At 33.6% G+C, this 24,314-nt stretch carries 25 protein-coding genes and 1 other RNA gene; 11 read left to right on the top strand and 15 right to left on the bottom strand.

The features are described 5' to 3' along the window. Positions 1–128: 128 nt before the first annotated feature. From B6A10_RS10020 to hmpA, 5 genes are all read left to right on the top strand, one after another. Positions 129–914 (top strand): helix-turn-helix domain-containing protein, encoded by a 786-nt coding sequence (locus B6A10_RS10020; protein ID WP_188220778.1) that lies wholly within the window; start codon positions 129–131, stop codon positions 912–914. Between the two features lie 21 nt (positions 915–935). After that, on the top strand, positions 936–1,292 hold the full coding sequence (locus B6A10_RS10015; protein ID WP_188220777.1) for a DUF488 domain-containing protein: 357 nt from the start codon (positions 936–938) through the stop codon (positions 1,290–1,292). A gap of 41 nt (positions 1,293–1,333) precedes the next feature. Further along, a complete protein-coding gene (locus tag B6A10_RS10010) occupies positions 1,334–1,666 on the top strand; it encodes a 2Fe-2S iron-sulfur cluster-binding protein (RefSeq protein WP_188220776.1) in 333 nt (110 codons plus the stop codon). A gap of 5 nt (positions 1,667–1,671) precedes the next feature. Beyond that, positions 1,672–2,019, top strand: coding sequence for a hypothetical protein (locus tag B6A10_RS10005; RefSeq protein WP_188220775.1), 348 nt, complete (start codon positions 1,672–1,674; stop codon positions 2,017–2,019). A gap of 94 nt (positions 2,020–2,113) precedes the next feature. Beyond that, complete coding sequence (gene hmpA, locus B6A10_RS10000; RefSeq protein WP_188220774.1) at positions 2,114–3,316, top strand: NO-inducible flavohemoprotein; 1,203 nt, start codon at positions 2,114–2,116, stop codon at positions 3,314–3,316. Between the two features lie 41 nt (positions 3,317–3,357). Here hmpA and folE read toward each other — a convergent pair whose 3' ends face one another. The 7 genes from folE to B6A10_RS09965 form a co-directional block, all read right to left on the bottom strand. Continuing rightward, on the bottom strand, positions 3,358–4,014 hold the full coding sequence (folE, locus tag B6A10_RS09995; RefSeq protein ID WP_188220773.1) for a GTP cyclohydrolase I FolE: 657 nt from the start codon (positions 4,012–4,014) through the stop codon (positions 3,358–3,360). Position 4,015: 1 nt separating this feature from the next. Beyond that, complete coding sequence (locus B6A10_RS09990; RefSeq protein ID WP_188220772.1) at positions 4,016–4,660, bottom strand: sigma-70 family RNA polymerase sigma factor; 645 nt, start codon at positions 4,658–4,660, stop codon at positions 4,016–4,018. Positions 4,661–4,738: 78 nt separating this feature from the next. Beyond that, positions 4,739–5,122, bottom strand: coding sequence for a hypothetical protein (locus B6A10_RS09985; protein ID WP_188220771.1), 384 nt, complete (start codon positions 5,120–5,122; stop codon positions 4,739–4,741). Between the two features lie 80 nt (positions 5,123–5,202). Beyond that, the gene (gene yiaK, locus B6A10_RS09980; protein ID WP_194431832.1) at positions 5,203–6,222 is read right to left on the bottom strand and encodes a 3-dehydro-L-gulonate 2-dehydrogenase; all 1,020 of its coding nucleotides are present in this window, start codon (positions 6,220–6,222) and stop codon (positions 5,203–5,205) included. A gap of 85 nt (positions 6,223–6,307) precedes the next feature. Continuing rightward, positions 6,308–7,534, bottom strand: a complete 1,227-nt coding sequence (locus tag B6A10_RS09975) for a site-specific integrase (protein ID WP_238929390.1) — start codon at positions 7,532–7,534, stop codon at positions 6,308–6,310. A gap of 259 nt (positions 7,535–7,793) precedes the next feature. Then, positions 7,794–8,191: a transfer-messenger RNA gene (gene ssrA / locus B6A10_RS09970) on the bottom strand. 76 nt (positions 8,192–8,267) lie between these two features. Beyond that, positions 8,268–9,476: a serine hydrolase domain-containing protein gene (locus tag B6A10_RS09965; protein ID WP_188220769.1), complete on the bottom strand. Its 1,209-nt coding sequence runs from the start codon at positions 9,474–9,476 to the stop codon at positions 8,268–8,270. Positions 9,477–9,679: 203 nt separating this feature from the next. On the opposite strand from B6A10_RS09965, the gene B6A10_RS09960 reads away from it, so the two are divergent. Continuing rightward, on the top strand, positions 9,680–10,882 hold the full coding sequence (locus B6A10_RS09960; protein WP_188220768.1) for an NAD(P)-dependent oxidoreductase: 1,203 nt from the start codon (positions 9,680–9,682) through the stop codon (positions 10,880–10,882). A gap of 66 nt (positions 10,883–10,948) precedes the next feature. On the opposite strand, the gene fumC is transcribed toward B6A10_RS09960, so the two are convergent. Further along, positions 10,949–12,334, bottom strand: a complete 1,386-nt coding sequence (gene fumC, locus B6A10_RS09955) for a class II fumarate hydratase (RefSeq protein WP_188220767.1) — start codon at positions 12,332–12,334, stop codon at positions 10,949–10,951. A gap of 152 nt (positions 12,335–12,486) precedes the next feature. Between fumC and B6A10_RS09950 the strand changes: the two genes are divergently transcribed. Then, positions 12,487–12,678 (top strand): hypothetical protein, encoded by a 192-nt coding sequence (locus tag B6A10_RS09950; RefSeq protein ID WP_188220804.1) that lies wholly within the window; start codon positions 12,487–12,489, stop codon positions 12,676–12,678. Positions 12,679–12,810: 132 nt separating this feature from the next. On the opposite strand, the gene B6A10_RS09945 is transcribed toward B6A10_RS09950, so the two are convergent. Both B6A10_RS09945 and arsC read right to left on the bottom strand, forming a co-directional pair. Further along, positions 12,811–15,303, bottom strand: coding sequence for an outer membrane beta-barrel family protein (locus B6A10_RS09945; protein ID WP_188220766.1), 2,493 nt, complete (start codon positions 15,301–15,303; stop codon positions 12,811–12,813). Positions 15,304–15,390: 87 nt separating this feature from the next. After that, the gene (gene arsC / locus B6A10_RS09940) at positions 15,391–15,741 is read right to left on the bottom strand and encodes an arsenate reductase (glutaredoxin) (RefSeq protein WP_188220765.1); all 351 of its coding nucleotides are present in this window, start codon (positions 15,739–15,741) and stop codon (positions 15,391–15,393) included. A 95-nt stretch (positions 15,742–15,836) separates the two neighbouring features. Between arsC and B6A10_RS09935 the strand changes: the two genes are divergently transcribed. After that, positions 15,837–16,760, top strand: coding sequence for a CPBP family intramembrane glutamic endopeptidase (locus B6A10_RS09935; protein ID WP_188220764.1), 924 nt, complete (start codon positions 15,837–15,839; stop codon positions 16,758–16,760). A gap of 3 nt (positions 16,761–16,763) precedes the next feature. Further along, entirely contained in the window at positions 16,764–17,813 is a 1,050-nt protein-coding gene (locus tag B6A10_RS09930) for an AMP-binding protein (protein WP_188220763.1), read from the top strand. 1 nt (position 17,814) lies between these two features. On the opposite strand, the gene B6A10_RS09925 is transcribed toward B6A10_RS09930, so the two are convergent. The 5 genes from B6A10_RS09925 to B6A10_RS09905 form a co-directional block, all read right to left on the bottom strand. Further along, positions 17,815–18,513, bottom strand: a complete 699-nt coding sequence (locus B6A10_RS09925; protein WP_055092396.1) for a Crp/Fnr family transcriptional regulator — start codon at positions 18,511–18,513, stop codon at positions 17,815–17,817. A gap of 200 nt (positions 18,514–18,713) precedes the next feature. Next, positions 18,714–19,262 (bottom strand): DUF1697 domain-containing protein, encoded by a 549-nt coding sequence (locus tag B6A10_RS09920; protein WP_055092394.1) that lies wholly within the window; start codon positions 19,260–19,262, stop codon positions 18,714–18,716. Between the two features lie 11 nt (positions 19,263–19,273). Continuing rightward, positions 19,274–19,909 (bottom strand): HAD family hydrolase, encoded by a 636-nt coding sequence (locus B6A10_RS09915; RefSeq protein ID WP_188220762.1) that lies wholly within the window; start codon positions 19,907–19,909, stop codon positions 19,274–19,276. A gap of 16 nt (positions 19,910–19,925) precedes the next feature. Then, the gene (locus B6A10_RS09910; protein ID WP_188220761.1) at positions 19,926–20,576 is read right to left on the bottom strand and encodes an HAD family hydrolase; all 651 of its coding nucleotides are present in this window, start codon (positions 20,574–20,576) and stop codon (positions 19,926–19,928) included. A 105-nt stretch (positions 20,577–20,681) separates the two neighbouring features. Further along, on the bottom strand, positions 20,682–21,698 hold the full coding sequence (locus tag B6A10_RS09905) for a M28 family peptidase (RefSeq protein WP_188220760.1): 1,017 nt from the start codon (positions 21,696–21,698) through the stop codon (positions 20,682–20,684). A 216-nt stretch (positions 21,699–21,914) separates the two neighbouring features. Between B6A10_RS09905 and rocD the strand changes: the two genes are divergently transcribed. Next, positions 21,915–23,165 carry an ornithine--oxo-acid transaminase gene (gene rocD / locus B6A10_RS09900; RefSeq protein ID WP_317172026.1) on the top strand — a complete coding sequence of 417 codons (1,251 nt, stop codon included), beginning with the start codon at positions 21,915–21,917 and terminating at the stop codon, positions 23,163–23,165. A gap of 5 nt (positions 23,166–23,170) precedes the next feature. Then, positions 23,171–24,133, top strand: a complete 963-nt coding sequence (locus B6A10_RS09895; protein ID WP_188220759.1) for an arginase — start codon at positions 23,171–23,173, stop codon at positions 24,131–24,133. Positions 24,134–24,314 lie beyond the last annotated feature (181 nt).

Here is a 24,314-nt window from a genome sequence, read left to right as displayed (position 1 = left end):
TAGAATTGGTTAGTTTTAGATACAAAGTTGTTTTAGTTTTGCTTAAAAATAGAGTCAAAATATATTATTTGATAACAAAAAATATGTTTTGTATCTTTATGTAATATCCTTTATTATAACTATTTATCATGAGTTTGATAGCCTCTTTACCCGAAATTGACACCTTATCTTCTTCTGTTTTTGTAAAGCATGAAAGGTTTGAGAAATTCATTCCGTATCATAGTCATACTAAAGGTCAACTATCGTATGTTGAAGGAGGTTTAGCTTATCTACAAGTAAATGATAAAAAATATGTTATTCCTGCAAAACATTATTTTTGGGTTCCACAGGGAGTAACACATGTTCTTAAAATTGGGCATTCCGGGACTGTTTTACGCTCGCTATTTTTTTACACACATGATGATGATAGTCATCCCTTTTATTCAGAAGTAGGGATTTATCCCATTAACGATTTACTGCTGGAAATGATTAAATATTCAGAAAGTTGGTATGGGCATATTAATCCGGGAGAAGATCAGTTTTTGTTTTTATCAGTAATTAAAAATATTTTACCAGAAATTAGTAACAAGCGATTGCCAATTGCCTTGCCTTTTTCTGAAAATGAAAGAATAAAACCCATATTAGATTATTTATTACTCCATATATCGGATAGTCACTCCTTACAAAGTATAGGATATGAATTTGGTATTAGCGAAAGAAGTTTATCGCGTTTGTTTCAACAAACATTAGCGACTTCTTTTTTACAATATTTAAAATTGTTACGAATTACAAGATCTATTGAATTGATGCTACAAACGGATTTATCAATGAATGAGATAGCTTACGAAGTTGGTTATGGAAGTTTATCTGCTTTTAGTGAAGTGTTTATGCAGCTTACCAATTCCAGACCGTCTGATTTTAAAAAACATTTTTAGTACGATTTCAATCCGAAAAATATGGAAGCGATAGTTATAAAGAGAGTTTATGATTGTAAGCATCATGATGGAACTTATCGGATTTTGATTGATCGATTATGGCCTCGTGGAATAAAGAAAATAGATTTACAAATTGACGAATGGAATAAAGCAATAGCTCCTTCAGCTGAACTAAGAAAATGGTTTGCTCATAAAGAAGCGTATTTTGAAGAATTTACTCAGCGATATATTCAGGAATTAAATATTAAAAAAGAAGAAGTACAGCGATTAAGAAGTATAGCGCAAAAAACACCTTTGACTTTGTTATACGGAGCAAAGCATCCTAAAATTAATCATGCCATAATTTTGAAGAATTATTTATTAAAAATATATGGCTAAAAAAGATTGATAAATCTCTGCCTTTAGAAATCCCACTCATTTTGAAAACAAATAAAAATAAAATATGTCTGTCAGTTGTAGAAAACAACATCAATCATTCTATTGAAACTTATGTGCATGAATATCCTAATTTGATGTTTTTGTTAAGAGATAAACTTCTTTTGGATGATTTTGGTGAATGTGGTGGAGTAGGGAGATGTGCTACCTGTATTATTGAAATAAAGGGAGTTAAAGGAGATTCTATTATAAAAGAAAGAAATGAACATACTACATTATCTAAGATGGGGTATATAGATACTACTATTCGTCTTTCTTGTCAATTGTATCTTAACAATGACATAGATGGATCTCAGATTGAAATTTTAGATTTATAAATACAATGAATAGCGTTTTTAGTACAATTGAGAGGATAATTGAAACACCTTATTTGGAAGATTCATTTGAAATAGGTTCTGTTTGTTTTGAAAGAGATGATGAATTAAGAGCTGAGTTTCTACTACAGTTTACTGCTTATGATGTAGTAAATTATGTTTATGGTGTGATATATCAATTGTACTGGAAAGAAATTACTAAAATAGAATCTATTTCTATTTTGAAAATTCCATACCCTGTAGATGCTACTTTTTTCTGGCAATACAGTACAATTGGAAAAAAAATACGTAGTGAGCATCCTATCCAAGAAATGGAGTTTATTTCGTTACATGAATTAAATTGGGAAAGTATCTAAAAATAAAAGTTATCGCTTTTATGAATTTCTCTTTTACGTCATGAAAGTAAATTATACCTCAAAATTAGTTTAGTTAAAATTTAAATATAATATTATGAATACAAATCAAAAGGCTTTAATTAAAGCTACCATTCCTATTTTACAATCATCAGGTGAAGTCTTAACGGATTATTTCTATAAAAGAATGTTTGAACATAATCCAGAGTTAAAGTCTGTTTTTAACATGGGAAATCAATCCAATGGAAAACAAAAGCAAGCATTAGCCGGAGCAGTTTTGGCTTATGCAGAGCATATTGATAATCCATCCGTGTTGATTGATATTTTAAAAGGGATAGGTAATAAACACGTTAGTTTGAATATTCAAGCTAAAGATTATACTATTGTAGGAACACATCTTATTGCTTCTATAAAAGAAGTTTTGGGAGAAGAAATTGCTACCCCAGAATTGCTTGACGCATGGACACTAGCTTATAATGAACTGGCAGAAATAATGATTGGTATCGAGGCTGATTTTTATCTTAACAATGAAAATAAAACTGGTGGATGGAAAGGCTGGCGAAATTTTACCATTAAAGCGATTGTAGTGGAATCTAAAGAAATTAAATCATTTTATTTATTTCCTACTGATGGTAAAGAAATTGCAACATACACAGCCGGTCAATATTTAAGTGTACAAGTATTTGTAGAACAATTGGGATTATTACAGCCAAGACATTACAGTCTTTCCAGTGCTTATAATTCCAGATATTATAGAATTTCGGTTAAAAAAGAAACTGCTTTGGAAGTACATCCTGAAGGAATGGTTTCGAATACCTTACATAAGATGAAAGTAGGGAATACCGTGAATGTTTCAGCACCTGCAGGTAATTTTTCTTTGCAAACTGTTGACGCGCCAATTATTTTAATAAGTGGGGGAGTAGGAGCTACTCCTTTATTGAGTATGTTAGAGACTAATCAAAAAACAAATAAAAATAAAACGGTTTGGATTCACGGTTGTCGGAATGCTTCAGTTCATGCTTTTAAAGAAGTAATTGATAGTATGGAGCAAGAATCAGATTGGTTAGAAACTTTTTTGTTTAATGAAGATATTGAACAAAACGTAGAGGAAGGCATTATCCAGGGGAGAGTTGATTTAGAAAAATGTAAAGAAGCTATTTTGCTTAAAAATGCACACTATTATTTGTGTGGTCCAGCTCCATTTATCAAGGCTCATTATGAATCATTAGTTGGTTTTAATATTGATAAATCCAATATTTTTTATGAAGAATTTGGGCCACAATCGGTTCATTTGAATTAAAAAAATTAAACCCTGCCTAGCGCAGGGTTTTCTTATTCTGATTATTTGGTTAATGCTATAAATTGGTTTTTTACTATCTCATTTTCAAATTTTCCGGAAAAGTGTGTTGTGATAGTTGTTGTGTTGGTGTCTTTAATTCCTCTTGATGATACGCATAAATGGGCTGCATCAATCATTACTGCTATATCTTTTGAGTTTAAAGCTTCTTTTAACCCATCAGCAATTTGGTTTGTAAGTCTTTCTTGAATCTGTGGTCTTTTGGCGTAAAACTGTACCAATCTGTTTATTTTGGATAGTCCAATTACGGCTCCATTAGAAATATAGGCAATATGGACTTTTCCAATAATTGGAACAAAATGGTGTTCACAATAAGAGTAAAGAGTGATGTCTTTTTCGATTAGCATTTCTTCATATTGATACTTGTTTTCAAAAAGGGTAATTATTGGTTTGTTTTTAGGATTAATACCACTAAAAATTTCTTCAACATACATTTTAGCAACTCTCCTGGGCGTATTTTGTATGCTGTCATCAGTTAGGTCGAGTCCAAGGATGTGCATGATTTCTTTGAAATGATTTTGGATCAAATCTATTTTTTGATTGTCATTAAGTTCAAAAGCATCTTTACGAATTGGATTATGTAAATGATTTTTAATTAAAGGTTTTTTATCGATTTTATTTAAAGTTTTTTCTATTGACATTCTATAGTTTTTTTATTTTATTCATAACATTAAGAACCATTGTATCGCAGTAAATTAAATTGAATTCATATAAATCGGTTGTAGTATATGATTTTTCAATTTGTTTTCTGAGCATTGCTTTGGCACGATTCAGACGCACTTTGACATTAGATTCACTGATGTTTAGGGATTGAGCAGTTTCTTCAACATTTAATCCTGTAATTTCCCTCAAAGAAAAAACTATTCTATAGTCTAAAGGAATTTGAATTAAAGCATTCTCAATTACAAAATTCAGCTCTTTAGCCATTATCACTTTATTGGTATCTGTATGTGAATTATCAGAAAACATAGGGATTGCTTTTTCATTAATTTCAGTTATAATTTCATTTTTGTAGCCTAACTTGTGTAGCTTTTTATAACAATTATTAATCATGATTTTAATAATCCAAGTTTTGAAAGAAGAGCGATTTTCAAATTTGGATAAATTAAGATAAGAATCAATAAATGTATCCTGCATCAAATCCTGGGTATCTTCGTGATTATAGTTATAACTTCTTCCTATTTTATATAAAAAAGGATTGTTCCGCCTGATAAGGATTTCGTATAAAGCTAATTCTCCTTCCAGAATTTTATTTATTAATTCGGTATCGGTATATTGATTCATCATTATTGTTTTTGAACCTATTGGAATTAATTCAGATTATGCAAAAAATGGTTTCTATTTTATTTATAGAAACCATTTTTATTATTCTATAATTTTGGCAATTTTAGCAGTTGAAAATGCAGCAATCGCCATAACTAAATCACGTACAGCTACATCTAAATAATTACCACTGGCAATTAAAGTTAGTGCTATTAGGGTAAGCCAAGCTGCAACGATATAAGATCCTATCTCTGTTTTTTTCAAAACAATAATACCTGCAATGATTTCAATCAAACCGACAATCATCATAAAAGTACCACTATCAAAAGGAATTATAGCTGTTAAGGAAGGATTAATGTAATTTTCCCAATTAGTCAAAATATTGGTAAACTTATCTAATCCGGCAACAATGGGTACAATTCCAAAAGTGAATTTTAATAAATGATACATTGGTTTAATAATTTGAATTTTGTTAGTGCTTTCCATTTTTCTTTCTTTTTAAAGTTTATAATACAAATCTGTTTATATTACTTTAGAGTTTATGAAAGGTAAAAAGGTTACAAAATTTATGCTGATAATTCTATTATTTTTTTCCAAATACTTTTGTCAACTGGAATCCCGTCTTTTATATTTTTATTTCTAGTTGCTGCACTTCTTTCTCCTGGATAATAAATTTTGTCTCCCGGATTCATGGGGTCTACATCATGTGTATAATCGATAATTTCGTTAATAAGTCGTTCTTGTAGATTTTTATCATTAAAAACATCTGGGTAAATACATAAATATATTTGAGAAATTCCCGTTTCAAATTCATTTAAACCAATTTTATAAGTTGAATCACCTGCTGATAATAAAGTAGCCAACATATCTAAAATTATTGATAGTGCAGATCCTTTCCAATAGCCAATGGGTAATCCACGTTCATTAGCCAAAATTTTTTCTGGATCATCAGAAAGTATGTCATTCTCATCCCAGCCTCCCGGAAAAGGCAGTTTTTCACCTCGAAGTTTATAGTCGTTTATTTTTCCGAATGCAAATTGTGAAATGGACATGTCTAATATAATATGTCCTTCTTTTCGGGGTATTGATACAATAAGCGGATTATTACCAATACGGCTATCTTTTCCTCCCCAAGGCGGCATATTTGGTTGGGTATTTGTAAAAAAGATAGCAATACAATCTGAATCGGCTGCTTGTTTTCCGTAGGTTCCTCCTCTCATCCAATGATTGGTATTACGTAATGCCACCATTCCTATTCCATGTTTTTTTGCTAATTCAACAGCCCTATTAGTGCATTTTGTCGCATTGATAATTCCTGGTCCTGAATTACCATCCCATCTTTCAATACTACCGAAACTTTCTTTTTTTTCTGCCTCAGCATCAACTTTAACGATCCCTTTTTCGATATATTCAATAAAAAGTGGCACTCTGTTGATTCCATGAGAATTAACTCCTACTAATGTACTTTCCGTATATTCATTAGCCATTAATAGGGCTTTTTTTTCGGTAAACTTATATTTTAAAAATAGTTTATACAGTATATCGCGCATTTCGTGGTATTCTATTCTGATGGTATTCGCATTCATTTTTATAATGTTTTATTATTATCGTTTATTCATATTATTGTTTATTGCTAATATAGTTAATACTAAAGAGTTAAATTTTATGATTTCAGCCTGATTTCATACTTTGACTAGTTAAAATCATTTTTGTTTTTAAAATTTTCATATCCTCACTCACTTTTCTGTCCAAAACTTTAGCGTAGTGCTGAGTTGTTCTCAAATTTTTATGACCTAGCATTTTACTTACGCTTTCAATTGGAACACCATTGGTAAGTGTTACAGTGGTTGCAAAAGTATGTCGGGCAATGTGGAAGGTTAGTTCTTTGTCTATTTCACAAATATCAGCTAACTCTTTTAAATAAGCATTCATTTTTTGATTGGATAGAATAGGGAGTAACTTGTTTTCATTATTGCATTGCGGATGATTTTCGTATTTGTCAATAATCATTTGTGTTACCGGAAGGATTGGGATTTTAGAAGCACTTTCCGTTTTCTGTCTGTGGGTTGAAATCCATTTTTCACCATCAATACCAAGCACAATATTGGATTTTGTTAAATTGAAAACATCAATATAAGCAAGACCTGTAAAACAGGAAAAAATAAACATATCTCGAACTAATTCTAAGCGTTTTATTTTAAAGTTTTTATTCAGTAACGAATCAATTTCATTTTCAGTGAGATAGGTTCTTTCATTTTCTTTTACTTTTCCTTTGTAATTAAGAAATGGATCTTTTTCAATCCATCCATTAATATAGCACTGCTTTACTATTTTGCCAAAATTTCGAACATACTTTATTGTTGAGTTGTTATTGCAATTTTTGATGTTTCTGAGGTAAAAATCAAAATCATTTATGAAGGCTATATCAATTTGTTTTATTGAAATGTCATTTATAGAATGTTGATATTTTAGAAATTCTCTTGTGTGGCTTAATGCAGTTTCATATTTCTTATAGGTGTTAATTGAGAATTCTTTTCCAATTAAGTCTTTCACTCGTTTGTTATGGTCTTCAAAAATAACAATCAATTTACGTTGCTTTTCTTCCACTCCTAAAAGTTTATTCTTGAAAGTTTGGGCATTAATTTCCTGGTTGTTATTTACCATCCATTTTTCGATTTCATAGGCTTTGTTTTTAAGAATATCAAGGTAACTATTTAATAACCTAGCTTCTTCTGAATTTCCTTTGATTTTGCCTGCCGCTGTATTCCATTTTGATTTTTCTACAAATTTAGAGGTGCTTAATTCAATACGAGTGCCGTTAATTGTTATTCTTTGATAAATGGGAAGTAAACCGTTTTTTGATACTTTAGAACTTTTCACGTAGAAAAGTATTGACATTTTGTGTTTCATTTTGTGGTGACTTAAATGTTATTTAAATTAATTATTTAATACTCATTTGTCAAGATGTTCATCTTTTGAACTGCTTGCTATCACTGGCTTTGCGAGAAATTCGGTTACCCTGTTTTTACGTTTTTTTAGGGTAACCGATTTTAACACCAATGGTTTGAGATTTAATAGATAATTTGAATAGCATCAAAAACAAAAAAGCCTGTAAATCATACGATTTACAGGCTTTTGAACCAATTTGAATTTGTTTTTGTGGAGTCGCCGGGAATCGAACCCGGGTCCAAACAAGCAACTAAAGAGCTTTCTACACGCTTATTTCCTGATTGAATTTTCGATAGGATGCCAGGCCAGAAACAACCACATACTACTTAGCTTCTTAATTTTCGATAACCACCCAAAGCTTATGGAAATCTAGGTCTATTTTTACGGTTCCCCTGTACTGACCGCCATAAACCAAGGCTTTCAAGGAGAATCCAGCTTCCCTACCTTGTAGGGACGTGGCGTAATCGTACTATAATTCAGATTATGCAGCTAAAGCGTAAGTATTTTCGCCGTTTAAAAGTTCGAGATCTTATATTTACGAGCAAGGTCTCAATGCTCGACGTGCTTACTGTTCAATTCGACTTGCTGTCAAAACCAGTCGACCCCAGTTTATTTTCTCAAAATATTTTGAGTGTGCGAATATACAATTTAATATGACTATCAAATAGTCTCAGTGCAAAAATTATTCCTCTTTTTCTTCCTTACTTAATTTGAAAGGATAATCACCAAACAAAGGCGCTAATTTTTTCACCTGATAAGTTCTGGTAGTAAACTTATTTGATAAAGCAATAATGGTAACATGTTCTTTCAATAAAGTAATATAAGCCGAAGTGTTTCCGTGCCACCAACCGTTGTGGAAGTAGAAATTTTGTCCGGTTTCCCAGTTAATCATTCTAATTCCTAAACCGTAATTTTTTTCTCCTTTACGTTCCTGACTAAAAGGGGTGTAAACCAATTTTAATAATTTGGGGCTTAAAAAATTAGGATTATTTCGTGCCAAATCAAATTTTAATAAATCTCTGGGAGTGGAATAAATATTTTTGTCTCCGTAAATTTTATCAAGATAGTCTTTTCCTATTTCCTCTTTGTTTCCTTTATAAGAAGGAACAATGCTGTCTTTGTCCTGATCATAATCAAAAACAAAGGTGTGATTCATTCCCAAAGGTTTGAAAATCATGCGCTCCATCGCTTTTTTATAGCTTAATCCGGTTGCTTTTTCGATAATAAGTGCCAAAATGGCATAATTAGTATTGCAATAGGCAAATCGGGTGTTGGTTCTGGATTCTAAACCAATGTTTTTAGTTGCCATTAATTCTACGATATCGTTGTTGGTAAGGATATTGTGTCTATCCCAAACTCCGTCTTTTTTATCGGTAAAATAGGCGTAATTACGCATACCGCTTCGGTGATTTAACAGCATTTTTACGGTAACTTCCGGAAAAGGAAATCGGGGTAAGATGGTATTTACTTTTTGGTCTAGACCAATTTTTTTAGCGTCAATCAATTTTAAAATTGCCGATGCGGTCAATACTTTACTCACTGATGCCAAATGGAGTGGAGTAGTAGCAGTGATAGGTCTTTCATCTCTGAAATTAGCCATTCCTTCGTATTTTTCGAAGATAATCTGACCATTTTGAGCGACTAAAAAACTTCCGTTCATGCTGTTGTGAGACCAGTTTTTATTGTAAAAATGTTCAATAGCATTTCTTTTACTTTTAATATACTGAGCCGATAATTTAGGTAATTTTTGAGTAGGAGGTTCCATGTGCGGCATGGTATCCTTGGGTATGTTGGATTCTAAATCGTTAGTTTTTTTCTTTTGATTACAAGAACTCAAAAGCAGAGTAAGCATGAGTAATTGTAGTATATTTGTCTTTTTTATGAAAATCATTTTTGTGAGGGCTATAAGGGCAAATATATAGAATCGAACGCGTTTTATAGTTGTTTTTTTTAACGTTAACAGAATTTTTTGAAAGTTTTTTTAAGGCATTTTTTCTATGTTTTTGGCTTTCAGCTTTTAATGTTTTTGAATCTTTTATTTTAGTACAAAAGTGGTTTTTTAATAAGTAAATTGAAAATAAAGAATTAATAGATATGAAATTTGGAATTATAAAAGAGAGAAAAAAACCGACCGACCGAAGAGTTATTTTTTCTCCTGAACAATTGGTAAAAATCCAGGCGCTTTATCCGGAATTAGAATTTGCTGTGGAAAGTTCGGATGTCAGAGTTTTTAGAGATGCTGACTATGAAAATGCAGGGATAAAAGTGGTAAATGATCTTAGTGATTGTGATGTTTTGTTTGGTGTAAAAGAAGTTCCGGTTGAAAATTTAATTCCTGATAAAACCTATTTCTTTTTTTCACATACGATTAAAAAACAGGTTTATAACAGAACTTTATTGCAGCATTTATTAGCAAAAAATATAACGTTTTATGACCACGAAACGCTGGTTGATACTCAAAATAATCGTTTGATAGGTTTTGGACGATATGCCGGAATGGTAGGCGTTTACAATAGTATTCGGGCTTTTGGAATTAAATTTGAATTGTTCAAATTACCCAAAGCCGAGATGCTTTCCGGAAAAGAAGATTTGATTCGTTCTTTGAAGAGAAATATGCTGCCACCATTAAAATTTGTTGTAACCGGAACCGGAAAAGTAGGAAGTGGGGTTAAGGAAATTCTGGATGCTATCAAGGTTAAATCCGTTACGGTAGATAATTTTTTGACAAAAAATTATGCACAGTCCGTTTATACGCAAATTGATGTTTTGGACTATAATAAAAGAAAAGACGGTGCCGTTTTAGATTCAGTCGATTTTTTCCAAAATCCACAGGAATATGAGAGTAACTTTGAGCGTTTTACTAAGGTTTCCGATATTGTGATTACCGCGCATTTTCATGCTAATGAAGCACCTCCAATTTTAACTCAGGAAATGTTAAAGGCTAAAGATTGTAAAGTAAAAATTGTAGGCGATATTTCCTGTGATATTAACGGATCGATTGCTTCTACCTTGCGTTCCAGTACCATTGAAGAACCTTTTTATGGTTATTTACCTTTTGAAAATAAGGAAGTCGATTTGTTTCATCCGGCAGCGATTGTGGTAATGGCAGTGGATAATTTGCCTTGCGAATTACCCAAAGATGCCAGCGAAGGTTTTGGCGAAATGTTTATAGAAAAAGTAATGCCAGCTTTTTTTGACGGTGACAAAGACGGTATTTTAGCTCGTGCAAAAATTACCGAAAACGGAAAGTTAACGGCAAGATTTTCTTATTTACAGGATTATGTTGATGGTGAGTAGTTGTGGGCTGTGAGTTAATTACCAGATGTAAACAGATAACTCACAACTCATAACTCATAACTTTTTCTATACCATATCTTCCGGTTTCACCCAGTCATCAAATTCCTCCGGAGTTACATAACCCAAACGAACGGCTTCTTCTTTAAGAGTCGTTCCGTTTTTGTGTGCGGTTTGTGCTATTTCGGCGGCTTTATAGTAGCCTATTTTAGTATTCAAAGCCGTAACTAACATTAACGAATTATCGACTAATTCTTTGATGCGTTTGTAATTCGGTTCAATTCCCTGAGCACAATGCTTGTCAAATGAAGTACAGGCGTCTCCTAATAATTCTGCCGATTGCAGGAAGTTGGCCGCCATCATGGGTTTGAAAACATTTAGTTCATAATGTCCCTGCATGCCTCCTACGGAAATAGCAACATCATTTCCCATTACCTGAGCGCAAACCATTGTTAAGGCTTCGCATTGGGTTGGGTTTACTTTTCCGGGCATAATGGAAGAACCAGGTTCGTTTTCCGGAATGAGAATTTCCCCAATTCCCGAGCGTGGTCCCGAAGCCAGCATTCGGATATCATTGGCAATTTTGTTCAAAGAAATCGCTAATTGTTTCAGTGCGCCATGCGATTCCACAATGGCATCGTGCGACGCTAAGGCTTCAAATTTATTTTTGGCGGTAACAAAAGGTAGTTTCGTAAACTGTGCAATATATTCAGCTACTTTTACATCATAACCTTTCGGAGTGTTTAGTCCGGTTCCTACGGCTGTACCGCCTAAGGCCAATTCGGATAAATGGGACAAAGTATTTTTTAAGGCTTTTAAGCCGTGGTTGAGTTGGGCAACATAGCCGGAAAGTTCCTGTCCGAGCGTTAGTGGAGTGGCATCCATTAAATGAGTTCGGCCTATTTTTACGACTTTTTGAAAGGCATTAGATTTGTTATTTAAGGTGTCTCTCAGTTTTTCAATATTTGGAATTGTATTTTCAGATAGTACTTTATAAGCAGCAATATGCATAGCCGTTGGAAAAGTATCATTGGAAGACTGCGATTTGTTGACATCGTCATTGGCTTTCAGAAAAGATTCGCCTGTGCCAATTTCTAATCCTTTTAAAAGCTGAGCTCTGTTGGCAATCACTTCATTGACATTCATATTGCTTTGGGTTCCGGAACCGGTTTGCCAAATCACCAAAGGAAACTGATCATCTAGTTTTCTTTCTAAAATTTCGTCACAAACAGCGGCAATGGCATCGCATTTTTCAGAAGATAAAACGCCTAAATCACAATTGGTAAAGGCAGCGGATTTTTTTAAATAAGCAAAACCCATAATAATTTCCATAGGCATTGAAGCCGATGGTCCAATTTTGAAATTGTTTCGGGAACGTTCGGTTTGTGCACCCCAATATTTATCGGCAGGAACCTGAACTTCGCCCAGGGTGTCTTTTTCGATTCGGTATTTCATGATTTTTGAATAAAAGTTGGCTGTTTTTAACGCAAAGACGAATTGAAATCTTTTTTAATTAACAAAATGCTGTTTAAATGTACGCATAAATGTATTTTTATGAAAATTGACAGTCGTTTTTATTGCTAAGAAAAAAATTAACTGTTACATTTGTGGCTACATTCAAAATTCCGGAAAACATGTTTGAATTTTCACAGTATTTAGGCTTTTTACTTTTCTTAACCATCCTTACAATGGGATTTTGGTTAATGTTCTTCTTAGTGAGCTTCCTATCTTATTGGGTAGGTGGTGCTACTTGGGAAAGAATAAAAGAAAAGAGAGCAAAAAAACAGGAATCTCTATAACGGAGGTTTAATAAAAAAGGATTCGCTAAAACGAATCCTTTTTTTATTCTTAAAAAGTTAATTTACAAAAAAATCCAAACTCCAACTTTTACAATTGGAATTTGGATTTTTTAATTTTTCGATTTTTATAAATTATCCTGGGAATTCACCTCCACCGTTGTCATCACCACCGTTGTTTCGAGGCATGTTTTTGTCTTTGTCTGTTTTCTTCATGTTCAGACGGTAAGTGAAGGAAAGATTAATTTGTCGTTTTCTCCATTGAAATTCACTGTAAGACATTACGCTGGTTAAGTTTGTTTCCGATTTCATTCTTCTGGAATTAAACAAGTCGCTTACGTTTAGTGCAAGAGTGGCTTTGTCTTTTAAGATATCTTTACTGAAAGCCATATTCACTACATAATTACCTAAGTTTTTTCCCTGAGCAGTTGTTCTGGGACTAAAATACATTCCGGTTAACTGCCAGTCAATTTTAGCCGGAAGTGTCAAACGGGAGTTGATTCGTGAAAACCAGGCGAAAGTTTCGTTGTTTAAGTCTTGCGTGATTTCATCATCATTTACATTTGTATAAGTATAACTTCCTGTAGTTTTAGAATTGGATAAGTTAAAACTACTGTTGATTTTCCATATTTTAAACGGATTGTAGTTTAAGGTAAATTCAAAACCAAATTGTTGCTCTTTGGCTAAGTTAATCGGACTGCTTAAAACAACAGGGTTGTTACCCACAAAATCACCAGTTTCAGTTCTGACAAAAGAGAATACATTTTTAGTATTTTCAAAATACATCGAAGTACTGAAAGTAACCTTATTCCATTTTTTTAAATAGCCAATATCAAATTTATCGGTAAAAGAAGGATTCAAATCCGGATTCCCTCTGAACAAATTGATGTTGCTGGAATAATTAGTTGCCGGGTTTAAAAAACGTCCTCTTGGTCTGGACAAACGTTTGCTGTAGCTTAATGAAATACTACTTTCATCTGAGATCTCATAGTTTATAAAGGCACTCGGGAAAAAGTTGTTGTATTTTTTGGTGTTGAAATCCTGAGTATCTAATAAGTTTACGTTGATTTTAGTGTCTTCCCAACGTAAACCAAATAAATAGGAAAATTTATTTAATTTAAAACCATATTGCGCATACAAAGCATTAATTCGCTCTTTATATTCTAAAGTATTTGAAAGATATCCCTCGATAGGATTTCCGGAATCATCAGTGGTTACACTGTAAACATTGTCCAGATCATTAAAGTTTCCTTTATATCCTGCTTCAAACTGACTGCCATTTTCAAAGGGTAAAACATAATCTGTTTGCACTTGAAATTGGTCTTGAGTTTTGTTATTTAGAGTTTGATCTATTGAAGCCGGATTTCCACTGTTGAGTGTTTCATCAGTAATAGCAGAATTTTCATTGTCTTTGTTATTTGAATATGAGAAATCAACGGTTAATTTATGTCCTTTATCATTGAAGTTTTTAAGAAAATTGGAGGCCAATTCGATATCTTTTGAATTGTCATCTCCATTGCTTAAACGGTAGCGTTTAGAAATAAAATTTTTATCAACATCAAATGAATTGTAATATACTAAATCGTTATTTGTACCGCGGTTGTCACGGTAACTGATAGAGTTAGTCCAGTAAGTATTTGGAGCAATAGTCCATTCCATACCGGTTTTAGATGAAATTCCTTTTCTAAGACGATCAGTGTCTTTGTCCTCATTGGTATACCCAATAATATTTTTATTATCGTCAAACAAAGTAGAATGCGTTAAACCTCTTCCTTCACTGGTTCTGTAATCGTATCCGGTTGAAGTAAAAAAGTTTAATTTTTCGGTTTTGTAATTCAAATTGGCACTCAAACCGTAAGTTTCAGGAATACCGGTAGAAGCAATGAAGCTTCCGTTGAAACCTAAATTTTTTCCTTTTTTCAAAATAATATTCAGGATTCCGGCACCACCTTCAGCATCATAGCGGGCAGAAGGGTTGGTAATTACTTCCACTTTATCGATAGCATCGGCAGGAATTTGTTTTAAAGCTTCAGCCATATTTAAAGAGTTTGAAGGACGTCCGTCAATAAAAATACGCACGTTTTCGTTGCCACGTAAGCTTACATTTCCTTCTACGTCAACTGTTACCGAAGGAACGTTTTCTAAAACATCACTTACCGTTCCACCTTTTACAATCATGTCCTGACCCACGTTGTATACTTTTTTGTCCAGCTTGATTTCAACCGTTGATTTTTCGGCACGAACCACAACTTCGTTCAATTGCGCAGCATCTTCAATCAACGAAATTGTTCCTAAATCAAGATTTTTTTGCAGATTGCGTTGGTTGAATTCTACTGCTTTAAAAGAGATAAATTCAATTTTAATATTGTAAATTCCAGGAGCGACTTCAATGGCAAAATTTCCTTTCGCATTGGTAATTCCGCCGGTTATAGCTTTCGGATTTTTCGTATCTGTAATAGTTACTGTGGCATATTCAAGCGGTTGTTTAGTCGTTTTTTCGATAACAGTCCCCGAGATTTTCACTTTTTCTTTTACAGGATCAGCGATAGGTTTTTCTATTTTAGCATAAGTTGTCCAAAAAGAAAAAAAGAAGCTGAGCCCTAAAATTAATTTTAAGGTTTGTCGCATTTTTTAAATTTTTATTATTGTTTTGTATTTGGAGTCTAAAAAAGCAATTTGGTTTAAACCAGTTTTATTAAAAAACTGTTAAAAATTTTAGCTCTCTTTAAAGAAAGTTTCGATTTTGTCCATTTCACGGGCTATAATTGCTTTGTTCCCTTTGATTATAATAGGTCTTTCGATTAAAATAGGGTGTAAAACCATCGCCTGAATAACCGCTTCATCGGTCATTTCCTGATTTTTATAATTTTCAATCCAAATTTTCTCTTTTTGGCGTACCAAATCAATTGCTTTGATTTGTAATTTTTCTAATAAAGCCTTCAGTGTTTCAGTGCTGGGAGCTTCTTCTAAATATTTAGTGATGTTGTATTCCTGATTTTGATTGTCTAAAAAAGCCAGACAGTTTCTTGATTTTCCACATCTTGGATTGTGATATACTTCTATCATGAATTCTATTTTTAAATTTTGGATAAAAAAGTTATTTTCGAAGAAGCAAAAATAGCTTTTGAAAGTGAATTAGTACTATTTTAAATCATAAATAAATGTTTATAGAGCAAGGCATTCGTTCGGAGAATAAATTTTGGAAATATTTACTGGGTTCAGGATTAATTATTTTAATGTCGTTTATCGGGCAACTCCCTTTGTTAGTTGCGGTTATTTGGAAAACATTTGCAACAGGAGAAGCTTATCCGACAACAAATGACGGAATGATGCATTTTTTAGAAGCTAATCTGACCTTATTTTTATTATTGATTTCTTTTGTTTTTGCTTTTGCAGGAATTTATTTTGTGGTGAAGTATTTGCATAATCAAACATTGCTTTCGGTGACTACTTCCAGAGAAAAAGTCGATTGGAGCCGAATTTGGTTTTCTTTCGGACTTTGGGCTGTTTTTACCATTGGCTCAACTTTGGTGTATCATTTTCTAAATCCCGAATTGTATGTTTTGGATTTTAAACCCGTTCCTTTTGCTATTTTATTTATTATTGCTGTGTTTTTGGTTCCCGTGCAAACCAGTACCGAAGAATATGTTTTCAGGGGTTATTTGATGCAGGGTTTTGGAAATTTGGCAAAAAATAAATGGTTTCCGTTATTGATGACTTCGTTGATTTTTGGCGGGATGCATTTTTTTAATCCGGAAGTTTCAAAAATAGGGAATATCATTTTTGTGTATTATATAGGGACGGGATTGTTTTTGGGAATTGTTACGCTGATGGATGAAGGAATGGAACTGGCGTTGGGTTTTCATGCTGCGAATAATCTTATTGGAGCTTTGTTGCTAACATCGGATTGGTCGGCTTTTCAAACACATTCTGTTTTTAAAGATGTGTCCGAACCACAGGCGGGATATGATATTATTATGCCGGTAGTATTGGTTTACCCTTTGCTTTTATTTATCTTTAGTAGAAAATACAACTGGAGTAATTGGAAAGAAAAATTAACAGGAACAATCCATTTTAATAATTAACTCATGAGAAAAGTGACTTATAAAAACATTCACAATTTTTTTAAATTAAATGGTACTCATTTTGACAGTATTGGCTTGCGGGTAGCGGCTTATTATTTGATAAAAGAAGGAGATGCGCACGAAAAAGCCATGGGTGAATTTTTATTGGATTGGTTTGATGACAGATCTTTTATTGATTTACAAACTTCAGGAACGACGGGGACTCCTAAAATCATAAGGAAAAACAAACAGGCATTGGTGAATTCGGCTTTGGCAACAGGCGATTTTTTTGAATTAAAACCAGGAGATACCGCTTTGTGTTGTTTGCCAATTCAGTTTATTGCCGGAAAAATGATGTTGGTTAGAAGTTTTATTCTGGGCTTAGCCATTGATGTTGTCGCACCTAATTCGAATCCATTGGCTCAGCTGAACAAAGAATATGATTTTGTAGCGATGGTGCCTTTACAGGTTCAAAATTCCTTAAAAGAATTCTATAAAGTAAAAAAACTAATCATAGGCGGTGCTAAAACGGATAGTACCTTAGAGCAAAAACTTCAGGGAATTAAAACCAAAGTTTATGAAACTTACGGCATGACCGAAACTATCACGCATATTGCCGCCAGAAAAATTGGAGTGGAAGCTTTTTCGGTTTTGCCACATGTGAATATTTCGCAGGATGAGAGAGAATGTTTGGTTATTGATGCTCCTTTGGTTAGTGACGAACGTTTGTTTACTAACGATTTGGTCAAAATTATCAATGAAGATCAGTTTGTGCTTTTGGGACGCATTGACAATGTGGTAAACAGTGGCGGAGTCAAATTAATTCCTGAAAAAATTGAAGAAAAATTAAGTCCGTTCATTAACGAACGTTTTTTTGTCGGCGGAATTCCGGATGCGGTTTTAGGAGAAAAGTTAGTTTTAGTTATCGAAGGCGAAAAAAAGGAATTAGCCGAAACTATTTTTGAAACATTAGATAAATACGAAAAACCCAAAGCGGTCTTTTTTGTGCCTAATTTTGAAGTTACCGAAAGCGGAAAAATAAAACGAAAAGCAATTTTAAAAAGCTTGTCCTGATTTATTTGTGCTCAATAATTTCAGCATTTAATTTATCAACTTGTATTAAACCAATTTTTTTATTGACAATTTTGATAATGCCTTCTTTTTTAAGGCTCGAAAGAATTCGGGTAACCTGTTCGTCAGTCGTTCCGGCAAAATCGGCGATTTCTTTTCGGGAAAGATTGATGTTGAGTAAACTATTAGTGTGGCCGAATTTTTTAAGTAAATAAAGCAAAATATCAATGACTCTTTCGCGAACATTCATTTGAGCAATTTTTTTCACTCTGTTTTCGCTTTTGTTCAATTCTTCTGCATAAAAAAGCATCATGTCATAGGTGAATTCAGGAATTGATTTTAGAATAGAATACATGACATCGTTACTGAAATTACACAAAACAGTATCTTCAATTGCTGAAGCGGCAATCAGGTAGCGATTACTGGTTCCAAATCCTCTAAAACCAATGGTATCTCCATCACTACAAAGACGAACAATTTGTTCTTTGCCGTAAATTCCTGTTTTAAGTACTTTAGCTTTACCTTTTTGAATAAAATATAAACCTTGAATAGGCGCTCCTTCAATCATGAATTGTTGCCCCTTTTTGCAGGTATAGTTGGTTTTTTCCAGTACAAAATCCTGCATTTTTTCCAGATGCAGATGCTTTTTGATAAAGCAATTGGTGTTGATGCAGTTCGTACATTCTGTGGTAATTCCTCTCATTTGTTCTTGGTATTGATGAGTTGAACTCGGTTTTAATTAGAACAAATGTAATTAAAAATAAGTATTAATACGTATTTTTAAAAGATTGAATTACTTAGTTTGAGTCACTTTTATGGATTTAGAAATTGCAGCACTGCTTTTTGAAAGATTCTTATTTTTAAGAATAAAATTATACTAAATTCGTAGTCAAAAATATTTTTTCATTCGGTTTCTTCATACATTTTTAGTAAATGGGTTACCGTATTCCAGTTTCGTATTGTAGCAGTAAGATTGAGTTTTTTCTCAATGTATTTTTGGTCTAATCTTGTTTTTCCAGCCGAAACAGCATATTTAATAAAAATCCGGTTTTGGTCAATATGTACTTCATCCGGTTTTACAGCGCTCATTTTAAGGTCGTGAATGCGGTCTTTGTGTAATTCCATCGAAACGAAGGCAACATATAGTTTTTTGGTATCCACATTTTTTTCTTTCAAAAAAGGATTGTTTTGCTGGCAGGCTGTTAAATCATCTTTATTAATTACCACAATAGGCACATCATGACCAAAAGTTTTGAAAATTTCCTGCTTGATTTTGAAACCCACAGCAGCCGGATTTTCTTCTTCGGTGGTAACAAAAACATTTCCGGTTTGGATGTAGGTTTTCACATTAATAAACCCCATGTTTTCGAGCATTTTTTGCAAGGCATCCATTTTCATCATGTTGTGTCCGGAAACGTTGATACCGCGAAGAAGAGCCAAATGTGTTGTCATTTTTAGGTGTTTTATTTTAAAAGTAATTCTAAGTTTTTCATATCGTCAAAAAGCGGAATATTCATTTGCTGTAAGGCATCTAAATTCGCATGATTCGTAAAACCAAAAACATCAAAACCACCCCTTAGAGCCGCCTGAACTCCGGCAGGACTGTCTTCGATAATTACACAGTCTTTTACTTCAAATCCCATGGTTTTAGCAGCATGAAGATACAATTCGGGATTGGGTTTCCAGCTGTTAATATCGTAAGCACTAAAGATATTTCCGTTAAATTTATCAATCAATTTTGTGGTGGTTAGATTGAGTTTTATTTTATCGGCAGGACCATTGGAAGCTACGCCAATTGGAACTTTTATTTTAGCCAGTAATTCGTGAATTCCTTTTATGGGTTGCAGTTCGTTTTTAAAAGCTTCAAAAGTGCGTTCTCTGAACTCTTCTTCAAAAGTTTCCGGTAATTTTTTATTAGCAGTTTCGGCAATATAATCAAAACAAAATTCGAGTGATTTTCCTAAAAACAACTGATGGGCATAATTGAGGTCAATTTTGGCACCATGCGCTTCCGCCATAGTAACCAAAGTACCAATAGAAATCGCTTCGCTATCGACCAAAACGCCATCGCAGTCAAAAATGATGCATTTGTATTTCATAATTTTAGTCTGAATCTTAGTTTAAAAGTGCCATTAGTTCCGAAGGATGACTGATGATAGATTGTGCACCTTCGGCAAGCAATTCTTCTTTTGGACGATAGCCCCAAAGTACGCCTACAGCATGCATTTTGGCATTTTGGGCGGTTTGCATATCAATTCCGGAATCGCCAACATACAGGAATTCTTCAGGAGAAAAACCCAAGTCCTGACTGATTTCTATCGCTGCAATTGGATTTGGTTTTTTGGTCAATTCACTTTTCAAACCCATCACAATTTCGAAATAATTAGGAAACAAAGTTTCTCCAATTTTTTTGGTCAATTCATCTGCTTTATTGGATAAAATAGCCAGTTTTATATTTTTGGATTTTAATTCCTTTAAAAGTTCCGGAATTCCTTCGTAAGCATAAGTTTTGTTGGTGCAGTTTTCGCGGTAGTTGCTCATCATCGCCTGAAAATAGTTTTCAATATTTTCTTCATTTCGATAGCTTTCCGGAAGTGCTTTGGTTACCAAAACCCGAAGTCCGCTGCCAATAAAATTATTGACTACTTCGTAACTGTGCGTAGGTAAGTTGTTTTCTTGTAATACTTTATTAATAGAATCGGCGATGTCTTTTAAGGAATTGACTAAGGTTCCGTCTAAGTCAAATAGTACGGCTTTAAATTTCATTTTTGATTTTTAAATAAGAAGTTTGGAACAAAGATAAAAAATGAAAAATGGATAAAAGCAGATAATGCATTTTATCCATTTTTATTATTTATAAAAATAAGTTGTTTACTTTTTATCCGCTACAATTCGGTTTTCTCGGTTGGCTAATTCCCAGGCAATTGCAAAAGCCAGTTGAGTTCTTTTGGCTAAAGCATTATATTCAATTTTATCCGGAGTGTCGGTTTTTCGGTGGTAATCAGCGTGAGTTCCGTTAAAAATAAAAACCGAAGGAATGCCTAAAGCCGCAAAATTATAATGATCGGAACGACGATAAAAATTATTAGGATCGTTCAATGCATTGTATTTGTAATCTAAATCTAAATGGACATATTTGTCATTAACTGTTTTACAAATTTCATCCAATTCGCTCGAAAGGCGGTCGGCACCAATTAAATACACATAATTGCTGGAATTAGTATGGAAATCATCGCGGCGTCCTATCATGTCAATATTAATATCGGCAACGGTATTTTTTATGGGAAACAAAGGATTTTCGGTATAATAGCGAGAGCCGTGTAAACCGTGTTCTTCTCCGGTAACATGAAGAATTAAAACCGAACGCTTGGGACCATGACCTTCTTTTTTAGCAATTTTGAATGCCTGAGCAATTTCGAGCAGGGCTACAGTTCCGGAGCCATCGTCATCGGCGCCATAAAAAACTGCATTGTTTTTAGTTCCCACATGATCGTAATGTGCCGAAATAACAATGATTTCCTCCGGTTTTTCCGAACCTTCAATAAATGCCCAAATGTTTTCCGAATCCGGTAGATTTTCATTTTTACGACTATTTAAAAAAGCCGAAGGAATGTGCTGGTAATAGTTTTGCGCGCCTTTTGGAAAAGGAATTTTATCTTTTTGATATTGACTAATAAGATATTTTCCGGCTCTTTTTTGTCCCACCGAACCAGTTTCTCTTCCTTCCATAGAATCACTTGCTACGATATACAAATGTGTTTTGAGTTCGTCGGCAGTGATGGAATTAATATATTTTGTGGGATTTAATGTGTTTTTTGCTGCAACATCTTTAGTTCCCTGACAGGATGCAATACCGCTGAAAACAAGGAGTAAAATTATTTTTTTCATTCTGTAAATACTAGAAGTTAGATAAGGCATAAATACAAATATCTGAAAATTAATCTAATAAAAAATTGATTTTTTGAAGCCGAAAAAAACTTTGCTCGGAATTATACAAAAACTTTGAAAAACGGCGGGTTTGTTTACTTTTTGAGTAACTTATTAAGGTTTTGAAAGGCAATAAAATATACGTAATTTTGTAATATTAGAATTAATATAAATATCATGGAACAAATACAACAAATGCTATCGTCAAAGTCAGAAGCTTTAATCAATAAAGAAAATAATTATGGTGCTCACAATTATCATCCGTTGCCGGTAGTTCTTGAAAAAGGAGAAGGAGTATTTGTTTGGGATGTGGACGGAAAAAAATATTATGATTTTTTATCGGCATATTCGGCTGTGAATCAAGGACATTGTCATCCTGAAATTGTGGGGGCAATGGTGCAACAGGCTCAAAAGTTGACTTTGACTTCCCGTGCTTTTTATAACGACCAATTGGGCGTTTATGAAGAATATGTGACGAATTATTTTGGTTTTGATAAGGTTTTGCCAATGAATACTGGTGCGGAAGCCGTTGAAACCGCCTTGAAATTATGCCGAAAATGGGCGTATGAAGTAAAAGGAATTGCCGAAAATCAGGCGCAGATTATTGTTTGTGAAAATAATTTTCACGGAAGAACGACTACGATTATTTCGTTTTCAAATGATGAAACGGCGCGAAAAAGTTTTGGCCCGTTCACTGATGGATTTATTAAAATTGAATATGACAATATCGAAGCTTTGGAAAAAGCATTGGAATCGTCTAAAAATATCGCCGGATTTTTAGTAGAACCTATTCAGGGAGAAGCCGGAGTTTATGTGCCGAGCGAAGGTTATTTGGCGAAAGCCAAAGCTTTATGTGAAAAACATAATGTTTTATTTATTGCTGATGAGGTACAAACGGGAATTGCCCGTACCGGAAAATTATTGGCGGTGCATCATGAAAATGTACAGCCGGATATATTAATTTTAGGGAAAGCACTTTCAGGCGGAGTATATCCGGTTTCGGCGGTTTTAGCTAATAATTCTATTATGGATGTTATTAAACCGGGACAACACGGTTCTACTTTTGGGGGAAATCCGGTAGCAGCAGCTGTTGCTGTGGCGGCCTTAGAAGTGATAAAAAATGAAAAATTAGCCGAAAACGCGGAACGTTTAGGAGTGCTTTTACGAAAAGGACTAAGTGATATTGCAGCCAAAAATCCTTTGGTAACTATTGTGAGAGGAAAAGGATTATTGAATGCTATCGTGATTGATTGTGATGAAGAATCGGAATTAGCATGGGAAATTTGTCTGAAATTCAGGGATTACGGTTTATTGGCTAAGCCTACTCATGGAAACAAAATCCGTTTAGCGCCGCCATTAGTAATCACCGAAGAGCAAATTCAGGATTGTCTTTCTATTATTGAAAAAGCACTAAACGATTTTAAATAATTTTTATGGAACGGCTTATTAAATTGATAAAAAACCGCTCTGATATAGGAGGTCGCGCACGTGGTTCTGATTTAGGCATTGATGCCTTGGAGATTGCTGCGATTAATGGAGGAAGCGATTATTTTAATCAATATACTTTTGAAGATGTCAAAACTCATAATGAGACCATTTATGATAAGACTCAAAATACATTTGCCAAAAGAATTGAATTTGTTTTAGAGCAATGTACACGGGTTTCTTATGCCGTAAAACGCAATTTGGAAGCTCATTTTTTTCCAATTGTTCTGTCAGGTGATCATTCATCAGCATTAGGAACTATAAGCGGAATCAAAGCAGAGTATCCGGATAAAACTTTAGGAGTAATTTGGATTGATGCCCATGCCGATTTGCATTCTCCTTATACATCTCCTTCCGGAAATATCCACGGAATGCCATTGGCGGCGGCTTTGGGATTTGATAATCGCAAATGTAAGATAAATGAGGTTATTCAGGAAACGCAGCAACATTGGGAAGAACTTAAAAATATCGGGATTGAAGGCGCTAAATTAGATCCGGAACATTTGATTTATTTTGGAGTTCGCGATACTGAGGAAGCCGAAGATATTCAAATAGCCGAATTAGGTATTAAGAATTTCAAAGTGGAGGAAGTGCGTTACAAAGGTTTGGAGAATTGTGTAGAAAGAGCCCTGGCACAGTTAATTCATTGTGATATGATTTATGTGTCTTTTGATGTGGATTCTATGGATTGTGATTTGATTTCTAACGGTACCGGAACGCCGGTTTCCAAAGGTTTTGATCAATATGAAATTATAGCCATTATTAATCAGATTATTGCTTCGCGAAAAGTAGTTTGTGTCGAAGTTTGCGAAATCAATCCGCTTTTAGATACCAAAGGAAATAAAATGGCTGAGGCTGCTTTTGAGGTTTTGGAACAAATTACCTCTTCATTAATTCTGCCTTTCGAATGATTTTTTGCCTCAATTGTTAGAATTTTATAACAATTCTGCTAAGTTTGGATTGTAGATTTAACATTAAAACGAATTAAAGATTATTTTTTTCGCAATTTATGGCTAATTAATTTCCAATGCTGTATTTCGCCGCTTTAGAAACTCTTTTTTTAGTGGCACTAAATAAAATTACGTATATTTG

Origin of the sequence: Flavobacterium pokkalii (assembly GCF_014596575.1) — a bacterium.
Classification (GTDB): Bacteria; Bacteroidota; Bacteroidia; order Flavobacteriales; family Flavobacteriaceae; genus Flavobacterium; species Flavobacterium pokkalii.
Note: the sequence above shows the minus strand (reverse complement) of the source record. Positions and strands in the feature narration are given on the sequence as shown.

What these genes read in the sequence shown, in the direction of transcription:
- B6A10_RS10020 (WP_188220778.1), top strand. Translation starts at nt 129, where the DNA reads ATGAGTTTGATAGCCTCTTTACCCGAAATTGACACCTTATCTTCTTCT.
- B6A10_RS10015 (WP_188220777.1), top strand. Translation starts at nt 936, where the DNA reads ATGGAAGCGATAGTTATAAAGAGAGTTTATGATTGTAAGCATCATGAT.
- B6A10_RS10005 (WP_188220775.1), top strand. Translation starts at nt 1,672, where the DNA reads ATGAATAGCGTTTTTAGTACAATTGAGAGGATAATTGAAACACCTTAT.
- hmpA (WP_188220774.1), top strand. Translation starts at nt 2,114, where the DNA reads ATGAATACAAATCAAAAGGCTTTAATTAAAGCTACCATTCCTATTTTA.
- folE (WP_188220773.1), bottom strand. Translation starts at nt 4,014, where the DNA reads ATGTCAATAGAAAAAACTTTAAATAAAATCGATAAAAAACCTTTAATT.
- B6A10_RS09990 (WP_188220772.1), bottom strand. Translation starts at nt 4,660, where the DNA reads ATGATGAATCAATATACCGATACCGAATTAATAAATAAAATTCTGGAA.
- B6A10_RS09985 (WP_188220771.1), bottom strand. Translation starts at nt 5,122, where the DNA reads ATGGAAAGCACTAACAAAATTCAAATTATTAAACCAATGTATCATTTA.
- yiaK (WP_194431832.1), bottom strand. Translation starts at nt 6,222, where the DNA reads ATGAATGCGAATACCATCAGAATAGAATACCACGAAATGCGCGATATA.
- B6A10_RS09975 (WP_238929390.1), bottom strand. Translation starts at nt 7,534, where the DNA reads ATGTCAATACTTTTCTACGTGAAAAGTTCTAAAGTATCAAAAAACGGT.
- B6A10_RS09965 (WP_188220769.1), bottom strand. Translation starts at nt 9,476, where the DNA reads ATGATTTTCATAAAAAAGACAAATATACTACAATTACTCATGCTTACT.
- B6A10_RS09960 (WP_188220768.1), top strand. Translation starts at nt 9,680, where the DNA reads ATGAAATTTGGAATTATAAAAGAGAGAAAAAAACCGACCGACCGAAGA.
- fumC (WP_188220767.1), bottom strand. Translation starts at nt 12,334, where the DNA reads ATGAAATACCGAATCGAAAAAGACACCCTGGGCGAAGTTCAGGTTCCT.
- B6A10_RS09945 (WP_188220766.1), bottom strand. Translation starts at nt 15,303, where the DNA reads ATGCGACAAACCTTAAAATTAATTTTAGGGCTCAGCTTCTTTTTTTCT.
- arsC (WP_188220765.1), bottom strand. Translation starts at nt 15,741, where the DNA reads ATGATAGAAGTATATCACAATCCAAGATGTGGAAAATCAAGAAACTGT.
- B6A10_RS09935 (WP_188220764.1), top strand. Translation starts at nt 15,837, where the DNA reads ATGTTTATAGAGCAAGGCATTCGTTCGGAGAATAAATTTTGGAAATAT.
- B6A10_RS09930 (WP_188220763.1), top strand. Translation starts at nt 16,764, where the DNA reads ATGAGAAAAGTGACTTATAAAAACATTCACAATTTTTTTAAATTAAAT.
- B6A10_RS09925 (WP_055092396.1), bottom strand. Translation starts at nt 18,513, where the DNA reads ATGAGAGGAATTACCACAGAATGTACGAACTGCATCAACACCAATTGC.
- B6A10_RS09920 (WP_055092394.1), bottom strand. Translation starts at nt 19,262, where the DNA reads ATGACAACACATTTGGCTCTTCTTCGCGGTATCAACGTTTCCGGACAC.
- B6A10_RS09915 (WP_188220762.1), bottom strand. Translation starts at nt 19,909, where the DNA reads ATGAAATACAAATGCATCATTTTTGACTGCGATGGCGTTTTGGTCGAT.
- B6A10_RS09910 (WP_188220761.1), bottom strand. Translation starts at nt 20,576, where the DNA reads ATGAAATTTAAAGCCGTACTATTTGACTTAGACGGAACCTTAGTCAAT.
- B6A10_RS09905 (WP_188220760.1), bottom strand. Translation starts at nt 21,698, where the DNA reads ATGAAAAAAATAATTTTACTCCTTGTTTTCAGCGGTATTGCATCCTGT.
- rocD (WP_317172026.1), top strand. Translation starts at nt 21,915, where the DNA reads ATGGAACAAATACAACAAATGCTATCGTCAAAGTCAGAAGCTTTAATC.
- B6A10_RS09895 (WP_188220759.1), top strand. Translation starts at nt 23,171, where the DNA reads ATGGAACGGCTTATTAAATTGATAAAAAACCGCTCTGATATAGGAGGT.